12 protein-coding genes and 1 tRNA gene are annotated in these 13777 nt (G+C 68.9%); 6 read left to right on the top strand and 7 right to left on the bottom strand.

Annotated features, from left to right (window positions below; all coding sequences use genetic code 11):
* Positions 1–22 precede the first annotated feature (22 nt).
* Positions 23–1288, top strand: coding sequence for a beta-ketoacyl-[acyl-carrier-protein] synthase family protein (locus KV203_RS09880; RefSeq protein ID WP_083530017.1), 1266 nt, complete (start codon positions 23–25; stop codon positions 1286–1288).
* A 339-nt stretch (positions 1289–1627) separates the two neighbouring features.
* Here KV203_RS09880 and KV203_RS09875 read toward each other — a convergent pair.
* Positions 1628–1713 (bottom strand) — tRNA-Leu (locus tag KV203_RS09875).
* Positions 1714–1829: 116 nt separating this feature from the next.
* Between KV203_RS09875 and KV203_RS09870 the strand changes: the two genes are divergently transcribed.
* Both KV203_RS09870 and KV203_RS09865 read left to right on the top strand, forming a co-directional pair.
* A complete protein-coding gene (locus tag KV203_RS09870; protein WP_066469941.1) occupies positions 1830–3155 on the top strand; it encodes a M20/M25/M40 family metallo-hydrolase in 1326 nt (441 codons plus the stop codon).
* A 15-nt stretch (positions 3156–3170) separates the two neighbouring features.
* Positions 3171–3698: a YbhB/YbcL family Raf kinase inhibitor-like protein gene (locus KV203_RS09865; RefSeq protein ID WP_066469943.1), complete on the top strand. Its 528-nt coding sequence runs from the start codon at positions 3171–3173 to the stop codon at positions 3696–3698.
* 83 nt (positions 3699–3781) lie between these two features.
* Here KV203_RS09865 and KV203_RS09860 read toward each other — a convergent pair whose 3' ends face one another.
* From KV203_RS09860 to KV203_RS09845, 4 genes are read right to left on the bottom strand one after another with little or no spacing between them, the layout of a single operon-like run.
* Positions 3782–5605, bottom strand: a complete 1824-nt coding sequence (locus tag KV203_RS09860; protein WP_066469945.1) for an AMP-dependent synthetase/ligase — start codon at positions 5603–5605, stop codon at positions 3782–3784.
* A gap of 59 nt (positions 5606–5664) precedes the next feature.
* Positions 5665–6756: a quinone-dependent dihydroorotate dehydrogenase gene (locus KV203_RS09855; RefSeq protein ID WP_066469948.1), complete on the bottom strand. Its 1092-nt coding sequence runs from the start codon at positions 6754–6756 to the stop codon at positions 5665–5667.
* A gap of 5 nt (positions 6757–6761) precedes the next feature.
* A complete protein-coding gene (locus KV203_RS09850; protein WP_066469949.1) occupies positions 6762–6995 on the bottom strand; it encodes a DUF5703 family protein in 234 nt (77 codons plus the stop codon).
* 21 nt (positions 6996–7016) lie between these two features.
* Complete coding sequence (locus tag KV203_RS09845) at positions 7017–7880, bottom strand: alpha/beta fold hydrolase (RefSeq protein ID WP_066469953.1); 864 nt, start codon at positions 7878–7880, stop codon at positions 7017–7019.
* Positions 7881–8010: 130 nt separating this feature from the next.
* Here KV203_RS09845 and KV203_RS09840 point away from each other — a divergent pair, with 130 nt between their 5' ends.
* From KV203_RS09840 to KV203_RS09830, 3 genes are read left to right on the top strand one after another with little or no spacing between them, the layout of a single operon-like run.
* Positions 8011–8361, top strand: a complete 351-nt coding sequence (locus KV203_RS09840) for a hypothetical protein (protein ID WP_066470164.1) — start codon at positions 8011–8013, stop codon at positions 8359–8361.
* Positions 8351–8893, top strand: a complete 543-nt coding sequence (locus tag KV203_RS09835; RefSeq protein WP_066469956.1) for a WKL family lipoprotein — start codon at positions 8351–8353, stop codon at positions 8891–8893. The genes KV203_RS09840 and KV203_RS09835 overlap by 11 nt, the downstream gene beginning before the upstream one ends.
* On the top strand, positions 8886–10988 hold the full coding sequence (locus tag KV203_RS09830) for an MMPL family transporter (RefSeq protein WP_066469958.1): 2103 nt from the start codon (positions 8886–8888) through the stop codon (positions 10986–10988). The genes KV203_RS09835 and KV203_RS09830 overlap by 8 nt, the downstream gene beginning before the upstream one ends.
* Here KV203_RS09830 and KV203_RS09825 read toward each other — a convergent pair.
* Both KV203_RS09825 and KV203_RS09820 read right to left on the bottom strand, forming a co-directional pair.
* Positions 10947–11378, bottom strand: coding sequence for a hypothetical protein (locus tag KV203_RS09825; RefSeq protein ID WP_174522042.1), 432 nt, complete (start codon positions 11376–11378; stop codon positions 10947–10949). The genes KV203_RS09830 and KV203_RS09825 overlap by 42 nt on opposite strands.
* On the bottom strand, positions 11375–13774 hold the full coding sequence (locus KV203_RS09820; RefSeq protein WP_066469960.1) for an ATP-binding protein: 2400 nt from the start codon (positions 13772–13774) through the stop codon (positions 11375–11377). Before KV203_RS09820 ends, KV203_RS09825 begins: the two co-directional genes overlap by 4 nt.
* Between the last annotated feature and the right edge of the window lie 3 nt (positions 13775–13777).

Below are 13777 nucleotides of genomic sequence, written 5' to 3'. Positions count from 1 at the left end.
CGCTCGGGACAGGAGGCTCGACATGATGTTCGGTGACGAGGTGGTGGTGAGCGGGATCGGTGTCATCCTGCCGAACACCAGGACCGTCGACGACTTCTGGGGAAATATTTCCGGTGGCCGTTCACAGGTCGGCCCCGTTACCCGGTTCGATCCGGCCGAGTTCGATGTGCCGATCTACACCGCGGCCGAGCTCGCCGATTTCGACCATCACCCGTACCTGCCGGAGCTTTCCGATACGCATGCCGACAAGTACTCGCGCGAGGTGCTCGTGGCCATGTCCGCGGTCGCCGAAGCCCGCCGCGACGCCGGACTGGCTGCCCTGGACGTGGATCCGCGGCGGCTCGGCGTGGTGATGTCGTCCTCCCGCGGCCCGCTGGGTTGGTGGCGCGCGGCGATCCTGGGCGACGATTCGACCGCATTCGCCGACAAGGGGGCCATGTTCCGCGGGCTGCCCGGCACGCCGGCGAGTCTGTCGGCGATCTACACCCGGGCCGAGGGGTTGGTCACCACGGTCAGCAACGCCTGCGTCGGCGGGCATCAGGCAGTCGGGATCGCGCTGCGTGAACTGCAGGTCGGCGCGGCGGACGTGATGCTCGTCGGCGGCCACGAGTTCCCGATCCTCGCCGAGGTGGTTCGCTGCTACCAGGCGCTCGGTTCGGGGGTGATCTCGGCCGAGCGGGACGACCCGACCCGGGCGGTACGGCCGTACAACCGGGACCGGGAGGGTTTCGCGCTCGGCGAGGGATCGGTGGTCCTGTGCCTGGAACGCCGCGCTCACGCGGAGGCGCGCGGTGCCACCCCGTACGCCACGGTGCTGGGCCAACGCACCCTGAACGAGGCCGGTCACGCGACGACCATGGACCTGACCGGCAAGATCACCGCCGGCCTGATCGGTGAGCTGCTCGAGGATGTCGGGCGGACCCCGGACGACGTGGACTACTACTGCGCACACGGCACCGCCACGCGGTTCAACGACCTCGCCGAGTCACGGGCCCTGCGGGTATTGTACGACGACCGCGAGGTAACCGCGCTGCCACCGATCAGTTCCAACAAGCCGATCTACGGGCACACGTTCGGCATCGCCGGAATCATCAATGTCGCGGCGACCAGTCTGATGTTGAAACATCAGACCCTCGCTCCGACCATCAACCTGACCGAGCCCGACCCCGAATGCGACCACGACCATGTCGGCGAGGGCCGGCGGCCTGCGGACGTGGACCTGGCGGTCTCGATGTCGTTCGCCTTCGGCAGTCAGACCTCGGTGGTAGCGCTCGCGGCAACGGGATAGCGCAGCGATAGCCGAGGACGTCTTCGACGAGGGTCGTGGTAGAGCGATCGTTCGTCGTCGTCGAGTTCGAAGAGGTCGGCGTTGACGGGTGATGGCTCTGTGCCCCGATCCCTCCACCCGAGGGTGGACGGGCCGCGGCGACGCCGGCAGCTGGAGTCCGCTCACGCATTTGCCGGATGTCGTCCGCGCCCGGCGGGTGGCACTTGCCGGATCGTCGAAAACCAATCTGCCACGAAGGTGGACAGGCCACCGGGGTGCCCACAGCATGCGAGTCGATCAAAGACAGGTTCGCCAACTGAATACGCGAACCATCAACGATTTCGCATGGCTTTTATGCGGTGTCCGAGGGGGGACTTGAACCCCCACGCCCGTTAATAGGGCACTAGCACCTCAAGCTAGCGCGTCTGCCATTCCGCCACTCGGACATGCTGCACCGCTGGTACTGCCGCGGTTCGCCTGGCAAGACTAGCCGATCCGTCGGGCTCGGCCTAATCCCCGGGACCCGGGTACGGCGGCCACGTCCCGATGGTAGGAAGAACGGATGTCGCGCGCCGTGGACGAGGTCGTCGAACTGGTCGCCGCGCTGATCCGATTCGACACTTCCAACACCGGCGAGCCGGAAACCACCAAGGGCGAGCGCGAATGCGCGCAATGGGTGGCGCAGCAACTCGCCGATGTCGGCTATCAGCCGGAGTATGTCGAATCGGGCGGACCGGGCCGGGGCAACGTGTTCGTCCGGCTGCCCGGCGCCGACCCGTCCCGCGGTGCCCTGCTGCTCCACGGGCACCTGGACGTGGTACCGGCCGAACCCGCCGACTGGACCGTGCATCCGTTCGCCGGAGCGATCCAGGACGGCTACGTCTGGGGTCGGGGCGCGGTCGACATGAAAGACATGGTGGGGATGATGCTGGCGGTGGCACGCCAGTTCAAGGCCGAGGGCACGGTGCCGCCCCGCGAGCTGGTGTTCGCCTTTCTCGCCGACGAAGAGGCCGGGGGAGCCCTCGGCTCGCACTGGCTGGTGCAGCACCGGCCGGACCTGTTCGCCGGGGTTACCGAGGCGGTGGGTGAGGTCGGCGGCTTCTCGCTCACTGTGCCGACCCGCGACGGCGGCGAGAAGCGGCTGTATCTGATCGAGACCGCGGAGAAGGGCCTGGCCTGGATGCGGCTCACCGCGCACGGCCGAGCCGGGCACGGTTCGTTCGTGCACGACGACAACGCGGTCACCCGGATCGCCGAGGCGGTGGCGCGGCTCGGCGCACACACTTTCCCGTTGGTGATGACCGACACCGTCGCGGAGTTTCTGCGTGCGCTGTCGCAGGAGACCGGAATCGAGCTCGACCCCGCCGCCCCCGACCTGGCCGACCAGCTCGGCAAGCTCGGGGGGATCGCCCGGATTCTGGGCGCGACGCTGCGGGATACGGCCAACCCGACGATGTTGCAGGCCGGCTACAAGGCGAACGTGATCCCGCAGACCGCGACCGCGGTGGTCGACTGCCGAGTGATCCCGGGTCGGCAAGCGGCGTTCGAACGCGAGGTGGACGAGCTGATCGGCCCGGCGGTCACCCGCGAATGGGTGACCAAACTCGACGACTACACCACGACCTTCGACGGCGACCTGGTCGATGCGATGAACGCCGCACTGCTGTTCCACGACCCGGCCGCACGAGCAGTGCCGTACATGCTGTCCGGTGGTACCGATGCCAAGGCGTTCGCCAAGCTGGGTATCCGCTGCTTCGGCTTCGCACCGCTGCAATTGCCACCGGACCTGGATTTCGCCGCACTGTTCCACGGCGTGGACGAGCGAGTCCCGGTGGCGGCCCTCGAGTTCGGCACTCGCGTTCTCGAACATTTCCTGCTGCACAGCTGACCCGAAAGGAACCCGGTGACCCGTAACCCCTACGCCGACCTACCCGACCTGCCCGGCTTCGAACTCACCTCGACCGATGTCACCGATGGCCAACCGCTGGCCGATGCCCAGGTCAGCGGCCTGATGGGGGCCGGCGGCGACGACACCTCGCCGCAGCTGTCCTGGTCCGGCTTCCCAGACGCCACGCAGAGCTTCGTGGTCACCGTGTACGACCCGGATGCGCCCACCGCCTCGGGCTTCTGGCACTGGGCGGTTGCGAACATTCCGGTCGGCACGACCTCGTTGGCTGCCGGTGCCGGCGACACCGGCGCCGACCTGCCGACCGGCGCGGTCACGCTCCGCAACGATGCCGGCTCCGCCCGGTACGTGGGCGCAGCTCCACCGGCCGGCCACGGACCGCACCACTACTACGTCGCGGTGCACGCGCTCGACGTGCCGCGGCTCGACATCGACGAGACCGCCACCCCGGCCTATCTCGGATTCAACCTGTTCGGCCACGCGATCGCCCGCGCCTACCTCGTCGGCACCTACGAACAGAGCTGAGCAAACGCCGAGCGGGCTCTGCTGGCGGTCGGCTCTCGGCCGATGCCGCCAGCAGAGCCCGTTCGGCGGCTCTTCTCGATGGATCAGCCGAGGTTGACCACCCGGTCGCTCGGCGGCGTGGTGTACAGATCGATGATTTCGGCGGCGTACTTCTCCGCGATCGGACGCCGCTTCAGCTTCATCGTCGGAGTCAGTTCGTCGCCACCCGGCTCCCAGGCCTGGTCGACCACGACGAACCGCTTGATCTGTTCTACCCGGGACAGCTTCGCATTGCCGGCTTTGACCGCCTGGGCGACCTCGTCGCGCACCTCCGGCCGCGCGACCAGCGCCGCGAGGTCGGTTTCGGACACGTTGAGCGCCTTGGCGCGCACGGCGGCGGCATCGGGGTCCAGCACGATCAGCGCGGAGATGTACGGCTTGTCGTCGCCGATCGCCACCACCTGGCCGATCAGTGACGAGGCGGCCTTCATCGCGTTCTCGATGTTGGTCGGGGAGAGGTTCTTCCCCGACTCGTTGATGATCAGTTCCTTCTTCCGGTCGACGATGGAGAGCGTGCCGTCCGCGGCGATCTTGCCGATGTCGCCGGTATACAGCCAGCCGTCTGTGTCGATCGTCTCGGCCGTCTTCTCCGGCATCGAGCGGTAGCCACGGGTGTTCATCGGACCGCGCACCAGGATCTCGCCGTCCTCGGCCAGTTTCAGCTCGACCCCGGGCAGCGCCCGCCCGACCGTGCCGAACTTCAGATTGTCCCGGGTCACCATGGTGCTGGCACCGCCACCCTCGGACATGCCCCACACCTCCTGCACCGGAACCCCCAAGCCGAGGAAGAACTCCAACACCTCGGCCGGGATCGCGGATGCGCCGGTTACCGCGACCTCGATCTGGTCCAGACCGAGCGCATGCCGGATCTTGCTCAGCACCAGCTGGTCGGCCACCCGATACTGCAGGCCGAGCAGGAATCCGGGTGACTCGCCCGCCGCTTGGGTGCGCGCGTTCGCCGCGCCGACTCGGGTTGCCCAGCCCGCCAGCTGCTTCTTCACCGCACTTTCTTCGGTGGCCAGTTTTGCCTCGATACCCGCCTTGATCTTCTGCCAGACCCGTGGCACGCCGAAGAACACCGTCGGTCGGGTGTCCGGCAGCGCGCCGGCGATCTCCCGCGGATCGTCCAGACTGGTCACCTGGAGACCGCGGACCATGCCGGCGTAATGCCCGGACACCCGGTCGGCGATGTGGGCCGACGGGAGGTACGACACCAGCCGACCCTCGAAGCCGGCCGGCACGATATCGACCAACGCGGCCAGCTCGGCGACGATGTTGCGGTGGGTCACCTCGACCCCCTTCGGCGGGCCGGTGGTGCCGGAGGTGTAGATCAGCGTGGCCAGGTCGGTCGGCTGCACCGCCCGCCAGGTCGCCTCGAAGTCGAAGTCGGCGGCCGGCTGCTGCTCCAGCTCGGCCAGCGAGATCGTCCCGGCCGCCGGACCGTCGACCACGACGATGTGCTCGAGTTCGGCATCTGCCGCCTGGATCTGCGGCAGGAAACGCTGTTCGGTGACCACCACCCGGTTGCCGGCGTTGCCGAAGAGGTAGCTGATCTGCTCCGGGGCGCTGGTGTTGTAGATCGAGAACGGCACGGCTCCGAGATGCAGCGCCGCCGTGTCGATCAGGTGGAATTCGGGCCGGTTGGTCAGCATGATCGCGACCGTGTCGCCGGCCCGTACCCCCAATCCCGCCAGCCCGGCCGCGATCGCCTCGACTCGAGCGGCGTACTCGCGCCAGGTGACGGTCAGGCTGTCGCGGGGACGGCGCAACGCGACCCGGTCGGGGTGGATCTGGCTGGTGGCCTGGAAGGCCTCGGGAAGAGTCCGTACAGCTTTGCCGGACTCATGGGGGAACGACACGTCGGTCATGACAGCTCCGTGCTCGATGGATGCCGGGGTGTGGCCGCACAGTACCAGTCCCGGAAGGGCTAAATGTCCGATTTTTGCACCGGCTGGGTCACAGCGGAGCCGACCGCCGCCGCCAGATTCGGATAGCCACCGGCGCGCAATCGTGCGGCGATTCCGCGATGGATCCGTCGGGCGTAAGCCGGCCCGCCGTAGATGAAGCCGGTGTATCCCTCCAGCAGCGAGGCACCGGCCCGGATCCGTTCCCAGGCCTGCTCCGAGGTCTCGATCCCGCCGACCGAGATCAGCGGGAGCCGGTCGCCGACCCGGGCGTAGAGACGGCGCAGGACCGTCAGCGACCGGTCGGCGATCGGCGCGCCGGACAAGCCGCCGGCACCGATCCGTTCTATCTCGTCCGGCGCCGTGACCAGGTGGTCGCGGCGGACGGAGGTATTGGTGGCAACGATCCCGGCCACACCGAGTTCGACCGCGAGATCGGCGACCGCATCGATCTCCGCATCGGAAAGGTCGGGGGCAATCTTGACGAGCACTGGCACCGTTGCGGCCGCCTGCACGGCCGTCAGCAACGGCCGCAACGCGGCAACCGCCTGGAGGTCGCGCAGCCCCGGCGTGTTCGGCGAGCTCACATTCACCACCACGAAGTCGGCCGGCGGACCGAGCAGCCGCGCGCTGTCGACGTAGTCGGCGACCGCCGCATCGGAATCGACCACCTTGGTCTTGCCGATGTTGGCGCCGATCGGTATCTCGCGGCGACGGGTCCGCAGCCGCTGCGCCGCGGCATGCGCCCCCCGATTGTTGAACCCCAGCCGATTCACCAAGGCGCGGTCCGCCGGTAACCGGAACAACCGTGGCGCGGGATTACCCGGCTGCGGTTGCGCGGTCACCGTGCCGATCTCGGCGAAGCCGAAGCCGAGCGGCGCCCAGGTATCGACGCCGGTGGCGTCCTTGTCGAAACCCGCAGCCAGACCGAGCGGCGCCGGGAAGTCCACCCCGAAGACGGTGGAGGCCAGGATCGGGTCCTGCTCGGCAAGGATTCGGATCAGCAGCCGGCGCAGCGGTGGAAACCTGGTCGACCAGCGCAGCACCGTGGCGACGAGACGATGGATCTGTTCCGGGGGGAGCAGGAACAACAGCCGCAGCAGCAGTTGGTACATGCCGTTCAGACTGCCGGATCGGTGCCGGGCAGACCTGTTTTACGCCGCTTGAGCAGTACCGCGCGGCTCCCGTCGGGGTAGAGCCGGACCCGCGACAGCTCCCAGCCGCCGAACTCGGCTTGGATCGCCAACCGCATCGATGCACTCACCCGCGTCACATCCGGCGGCAGCCGTAACGGGACGTACTCGTAATCGTCGTTGCCGGTCTCCCAACCGGCAGGCAGTCGCGCTCGACTCATTCCGCCTCCCGTCCGGTTCGATCAACGATCTCCGTCGATAGTCGGCAGGCCGAGCACATTACGCAACCTCGCTGCGAACGCGACCGGGTCGCCGCCCCGGTCCGGTGCGGCGAATCCACCGTGGTGCCCGGGGAACTCGGTCGCAGCCGACCCGAGTCGGTCGGCCAGTGCCCGAGCCGCCCGACCGGGCAGCTGCTCGCCGGAGACCGCGCCGTAGCCGATCACCAGCCGCGCCGGTCCGGCGCGCAACGCCTCGAGGTCGGGCACGAACGCGGTGGTGTCCCGGTTGAGCACGAACAACGCGTCGCCGTCGCCCACTGCGGGCAAACCGAACATGGCGGGATCGGGGCCCGGCTCGGTCGGGTAGCTGTCCGGTAGCGGTCCCGACCGCGCCACCATATCGATGAACTTTGCCATCGCCGCCCCGAAACCGGCGGTGCGGTACAACTCCGACAGCGCGCGCGTCGTAGCCGACACGACGTCCCGGTCGGGCAGGTACTCCGCGATCGGCGGCTCGTGGAGTACCGCCGTCCGCACCGCCGGCGCGGTACTACCCAGCAGCGCCAGCGCGTTGACGGCGCCACCGCTGCTGGCGAACAGGTCGATCGCGGGAACGGCGAGATCGGCGAGGATCCGACGCAGATCGTCGGCATGCTCGGCGGTGGTGGTCCGGTCGGCCGCATCCGTGCGGCGACTACGCCCGGTGCCGCGCGGGTCGTAGGTGATCACCGGCAGGTCGGCAAACTGGGCCGCGAGTTCGGCGAACTCGCTCGCTTCCATCGGGGAGCCGAACATGAACAACGGCACACCCGCGCTCAGGTCGCCGTGCACGTCATAGCCCAGATCGGCGCCTGGGGCGGGCACCGTGCGATGTTCGGTGGTCATCGGGTCATCCAAGCAGAAAGCGAGGATTCTATCGGGATTCGCAACCCGGCGGCACACCGGGAGGATTCCGGGTTACGGTGGCAACCAGGAGATAGCCGTCGGCGCAGCCGACGGCGGGGCAGGAGTGTGGTTGAACGCCGGACAGACACCGACCTTCACCGTCGAGGAGATCTCGCTGGGCCCGTACGCACACGGCTACGGAACCGCCGAAGATGGTCGTTCTTTCGCTTTCCGGGTGATTCGGACCTCCCTGCTGGTCGAGGTCTACCGGGATGACCTGACCACCACCGTTCCGGCGCCGGAGGACGTGGCCGCGGTCGCGGAGGCGCCGGTGACCGATGTGGATCTGGGTGACGAGCGCAGCGTGGTGGCCTTGGTACGCGATGCGCTGGCCGCGGCCCGGCCGGCCGAACGCCGCACCGACCGGACGACAGTGCGCGCGTTTCTCAGCCGGATCAGCTCGGTGATCGATGGCAAGTAAGCGCCCCCCGCGCTCGATCGTGACGCTGGCGGCCGTCACCTCGGCCTTGCTCGCGCTCGGCGCAACCGCGTGCAGTGAGGGGCCGGACGAGGCCGCCATCGCGTCCGCCCGGGCATCTGCCGAAGCTGCCTATACCCAATCCGTCCAATCCGCGTCGGCCGCAGCACACCCACCGATCCCGACCGCAGCGGAGCTGGACCAGCAGTTCAAACAGGCGCTGGACCCGAATCTGCCCGATGATCAACGGGTTGCGCTGATCCAGGACGGCGCGGCCTTCCGCACCGCGATCCCGGATCTGTACCGGGCCATGAACGACAATCCCGGGGCGGTCTACGGGGTGGTCGACCCCGTGTTGGACAACCACGACGGCACGATCAGCGCGACCTTGCGGCTGGACAAGGACGGCACCGGAGCAAACGTGCGCTCGACCGTGGTGCACTTCATCGCCAAGGACGGGCACTGGCAGATCTCCCGCACCGATCTCTGTGGCATCCTGCTGATCGCGGAGTACCGCACCTCGGCCTGTGGCTGATCGGTTCGCCGGCCTCGGCCGCTGGATCTGCCGAGCCCGTTGGACGGTCCTGGCCGCCGCGATCGTGCTGGTGGGGCTGTCCGGCCTGTACGGACTCGACCTCGGTCAGCGACTCTCCCAGGAGGGCTGGTTCGACGACAGCAGCGAATCGGTCCGGGCCGCCGAGCTCGCCGACCGGACGTTCGGCCGGGACACCGACGGTGACGTGCTCGTGCTCTACACGGCACCGCCCGGGCGGAGCGTCGACGATCCGGCGCTGACCGCCACCGCACGCGCCGGGCTGGCCCGACTGGCCACCGACCACCCGGATGCGGTGCTGAAGGTGGACGGCTACTGGGATGGTCCGTTCAACGCGGCGATGGCCGACCCCTCCCGGCAACACGCGTTCGCCAGCGTCGGGCTGACCGGCAGCGGCAGCGTCACCCTCACGCACTACCTGGCGATCGAGGACGACCTGCGGGCGAGCGGCGGCGAACTCCAGGTGCAGCTGGCCGGGGTGCAGCCGGTGGTGCAGGCGCTCAACGACGGGATGCAGCGCGACATCCATCGGGCCGAGTTGATCGCGCTGCCGGTGGTGGCGGTGCTGTTGTTCTTCGTGTTCGGTGGGGCGGTCGCCGCGCTGCTGCCGGTCCTGATCGGCGGCATGACGATCATCGCAACCCAAGGGGTGATGCGGTACCTCACCACGTTCATCGAGGTGAACGCCTTCGCGACCGCGGTGGTCACCCTGGTCAGCCTGGGTCTGGCGATCGACTACGGCCTGTTCACGGTCAGCCGGTTCCGGGAGGAGCTGGCCGCCGGCCGTTCGGTGGACGAGGCCGTGATCCGGACCGTGGCCACGTCGGGCCGAACCATCGTGTTCTCCGCGTTGATCATCGCCACGAGTCTCGCTGCGCTGCTGATCTTTCCGATTCGGGTGTTGCGGTCGGTGGCCTACGGCGGAATCAGTTCGGTGCTCCTGGCCGCGCTGCTGTCGGTCACCGTGCTGCCGGCGGTACTGCGCATCATCGGGCACCGAGTCGATGCGCTGAGCTGGCGGCGGTTCGCCCGTACCCGGACCGCGGCCCAGATCGACGCCGGCTGGTTCTCCCGGCTGGCGGTCGCCTCGATGCGCCGGCCCTGGCTGGTGGCGGTACCGATCGTGCTGCTGTTGCTCGCGTTGGTCGCCCCGGCACGCAGCGCCACGTTCGGCGGATTGAGCGAACGCTACCTCGCCCCGGACAACCCGGCACGGGTGGCGCAGCAGGACTTCGACGCGATCTTCCCGGCGTTCCGTGCCGAGCCGCTGCGGCTGGTGGTGATCGGGGCGTCCAACGACCAGCTGGCTGCGATCCGCGCGAAGGCGAGCGCCGCTCCCGGGCTGACCGGTCCGTTCGAGCCGGCGACGCCGACCGAGGACGGGACCACCGTGCTGCAGGCCGGGCTGGTCGACAAGAGCAACGCCGACCTCACCATCGCAGTACTGCGCGGGCTCGAGCCGCCGGCCGGCGTCCGGACGTTGGTGACCGGAATTCCGGCGCTGGAACGCGACGCGATCAACGGGATGATCGACGGGTTGCCCGTACTCGCTCTGCTACTGGTGCTGACGACCACCCTGATCATGCTCGTGGCGTTCGGTTCGCTGCTGCTGGCGGTGAAAGCGATCGTGCTCAGCCTGCTCAGTCTCGGCGCCACACTCGGCATCCTGACCTGGATCTTTGTCGACGGACACGGTGCCGCCCAGCTGAATGTCACCCCCGGTCCACTGATGTTCGCCGCGTTACTGCTGATCGTCGTGGTGGTGTCCGGACTGTCCACCGACTACGAGGTGTTCCTGATGTCGCGGATGGTGGAGGCTCGCGCGGACGGTGCGAGTACACCGGAGGCGATCCGCTCCGGCGTCGCCCACACCGGAGGGGTGATCACCGCTGCGGCATCGATTCTCGTCGTGGTGACCGGCGCGTTCGGCTTCTCCGATCTGGCGATGATGAAGTACATCGCCTACGGCATGATCGCCGCGCTGATCATCGACGCCACGGTCATCCGAATGTTGCTGGTGCCGGTCACGATGCGGTTAATGGGCGACCGGACCTGGGGGCGACGACTGCGCGGCTGAGCCTGCCCGGCTGTCCGGCGTCGAGCTCGTGCAGTACCCGTCGAGCCGGCGCACGACCTCGACCAGCACGGCAACCTCGGCGTGGGTCGGCGGCAACTCGTAGGCGTGGTGGTGGGCCGCCCGCGACAGCCGGTCCCAGGCGTATTGAGCCGAGGTCGCCACCCACGCCGCGTCATCCTGGTACAGCACCTCGAGACAACCGAGCAGGCTTCGGGTGTTGGCCCGACCGGTCGGTAGGCCTTTGCGCTGGAGGAGCCCGTCGATGGTCTGCTCGAGCGCCGACCGGGTGATCCAGGCGGCGGCGCGAATCGAGTGCACCCGAATCGCGAGCCGGCCCGCCAGGACCGCGGCCGCCTGATCCAGCGCCGAGAGCTGATCCGGGCCGCTCATCTCCGCCCTTCGGCCAGATCGGACATCGTCTTTTCGACATCACGACAGGCGACCAGCGGATCGCCGCGGAACGTGCTGTGAATCGCGTTCGCCGCGTTCAGGGCCGACTTGCGGTAGCGCTGCCGGTTCAGCCAGTTCTCGATCGTCGCTGGGTCGTCCAGGCCCAGCGCCAGCCGCTGCCGGGTCTTGGTGGCCGCCGTCCAATCTTCCTCGACCTGTCGATGTGGTGCGCCGCCGGTCAGCTCGCGGGTGAAGAATGCTTCTCGGGCTTGTGCCTCCAGCGCCATCCGGAGCAGGCCGGGCAGCACGCGACGCAGCGTCTCCTCGGGTAAGCCGTTATCTTTGGCCAGGCCGAATGCATCGTGGAGGTAGCGCGATGCGGGACTGTCGGTCACGACGGCACGTACCGTCGATCCAGCCTCCCGAACGATCTCCAGAATCTTGATCGGCACATCTTTCGGTGCGCGTCGAACGGCGCTGGCGAACCGATCGTCGTGGGAGAAGACGATCACCTGCCGGCTCCGAGCGAGTTCGAGCAGTACCTCGACCAGCCCGTCGACCTTGGCCGGGTCCATCGCCTGCACCGGATCGTCCAGCACGACGAAACGGAACGGGCTCTGCGACATGGTGGCGCGCGGGAGGAACAGGGCCAGCGCGAGCGCGTGCAACTCGCCCTGACTCATCACCGCCAGCGCGCCGGCGTCCGCACCGTCGACCTCGGCGGCGATCAGGACGTGCCGGCGGGTGTTGGAACTCGCCAACGTCACATCGGCGATCGCGACGTTGCTTTCTTGCCGGAGCCGGGACCAGATCCGTATCGCCTCGGCCGCGATGGGCCGCACCCGCTCGTTCTTGAGCACGATCTCGTTGGCTTTGAGCCACTTGTGTGCGGCCGCAGCCTGGTCGGCCGCCGGTCGCTCGGCCTGCCATGCCTCGGCGCGGTCGGCGTACCCGGCCAGCCGGGCGGCGAGCGTGCTCCACGCCTCGTCGAGATCGCGCGCGAATCGTTCGGCGGACTGCAGCAAGGTTGCCAGCGCCTCGGCCAGCGGGCGACGTCGAGTCGTCAGATGAGCGGCGAGCGCGAGTGCATCCTCCGGCACCGCCGACCACGCCGACCACGCCTCGAGCACCGCTGCGGCGGCGGGCGCGAGTTCGTCCGGCAGGTCGGCGCGCAACGCCTCCGGCACCGGTCCGACCAGCGACCGCGCTGCGGTCAGCGCGGTCGACCGGCGAGCCCGCGCGGCGTCCAAGCCGGACAACTCGGCGTTCGTCGCGCTGAGCTCGGCGCGTAGTTCGGCGACCCGGGTCGCGTCGAGACGGCCGCATCGACACACCGGACAGGCCTGGTCGCCGTCGTGGTCGTGCACCGCGATCGCGGCGTCGATCAGCCGGCTTCGGCGCTGCAGTGCATCGTCGATGCGGGTACCGGTCTCGGCCAGCTGTTCGACCGCGGCGCGGAGCTCGGTGGCGGCCGCCGCGCAGTCCGGTTCCCGCGGAACGTCGAGCCGCAACAGGGCGCGCAGCCTCGACCCGACGCCGACGTCCGGCGCAGTACCGGTCGCCAGGCGCCGTAGGGCGGCGATGTCCGGCGTCCGGGCGCCGAGCAGCTCGCCCGCCCGGGTGGCCCGTTCGTCGGCGGACTCGGCCAGTTCGGCGACCAGCCGCCGTTTCGTCGTCGCCAGTTCCGTGCCCGTCGCCGCCGTGGCTTTACGATGGTCGTCGAGTATCCGGACCGCGCTGGTCAGCTGCTCGAGCCCCAGCACCTTCGACATCTTGTCGTAGAGCACCTTCGGCTCGGCTGCCAGCAGCGCACCGAGCTCCTCGTAGGTCAGCAGCGGGCGGTAGGTGTCGAGCGGACCGGCCCAGCCGAGACCGGCCGTACCGGCCTGCTTCTTCTCACCCTGGCGCTGCAGGGAGGTGACCATCGCGTCGAGCTCGGCATCGTCCGGCCAGTCGACACTCAACTTGGTGTGCCCGACACCCTCTTCGGCCAGAGTCACCTCGATCCGGGGCGCGGCGCCGTCGTGCAGGTTGCGCCACCGCTCCTTCCAGTGGCCGGCGCGGTTGTGCCAGCGGTAGGTGGTCCCGGTGAGCGCGACTTCGAGCGCCTCGGCGAAGCTCGACTTGCCCGAGCCGTTGCGCCCCGAGACGACGGTCAACGACGGGTAGGGCGCCAGCTCGAGCCGCGCCTGCGGACCGATACCGCGGAAGCCGCCGACCGAAATCTGCTGGAGGAAGGCCCCGACCGGCTCGGTCGCGGCTCCGGAGTCGGCCGGCTCGGGCCGCGCGAAGCCGACCAGGTCGGCCAGCGCGGTCCGTCCTTCCAAGGCGGCCAGAACAAGCAATTTGCTGTCCTCGGAAAGCTTGGCATCGGCGTCCAGCCGGCGTCTACCCACGTT

The organism is Skermania piniformis, assembly GCF_019285775.1.
Taxonomy (GTDB): domain Bacteria; phylum Actinomycetota; class Actinomycetes; order Mycobacteriales; family Mycobacteriaceae; genus Skermania; species Skermania pinensis.
Note: the sequence above shows the minus strand (reverse complement) of the source record. Positions and strands in the feature narration are given on the sequence as shown.

Bases quoted from the DNA above. Each gene is read 5' to 3' on its own strand.
- KV203_RS09880 (WP_083530017.1), top strand. From the start codon at position 23: ATGATGTTCGGTGACGAGGTGGTGGTGAGCGGGATCGGTGTCATCCTG.
- KV203_RS09870 (WP_066469941.1), top strand. From the start codon at position 1,830: ATGTCGCGCGCCGTGGACGAGGTCGTCGAACTGGTCGCCGCGCTGATC.
- KV203_RS09860 (WP_066469945.1), bottom strand. From the start codon at position 5,605: ATGACCGACGTGTCGTTCCCCCATGAGTCCGGCAAAGCTGTACGGACT.
- KV203_RS09855 (WP_066469948.1), bottom strand. From the start codon at position 6,756: ATGTACCAACTGCTGCTGCGGCTGTTGTTCCTGCTCCCCCCGGAACAG.
- KV203_RS09850 (WP_066469949.1), bottom strand. From the start codon at position 6,995: ATGAGTCGAGCGCGACTGCCTGCCGGTTGGGAGACCGGCAACGACGAT.
- KV203_RS09845 (WP_066469953.1), bottom strand. From the start codon at position 7,880: ATGACCACCGAACATCGCACGGTGCCCGCCCCAGGCGCCGATCTGGGC.
- KV203_RS09835 (WP_066469956.1), top strand. From the start codon at position 8,351: ATGGCAAGTAAGCGCCCCCCGCGCTCGATCGTGACGCTGGCGGCCGTC.
- KV203_RS09825 (WP_174522042.1), bottom strand. From the start codon at position 11,378: ATGAGCGGCCCGGATCAGCTCTCGGCGCTGGATCAGGCGGCCGCGGTC.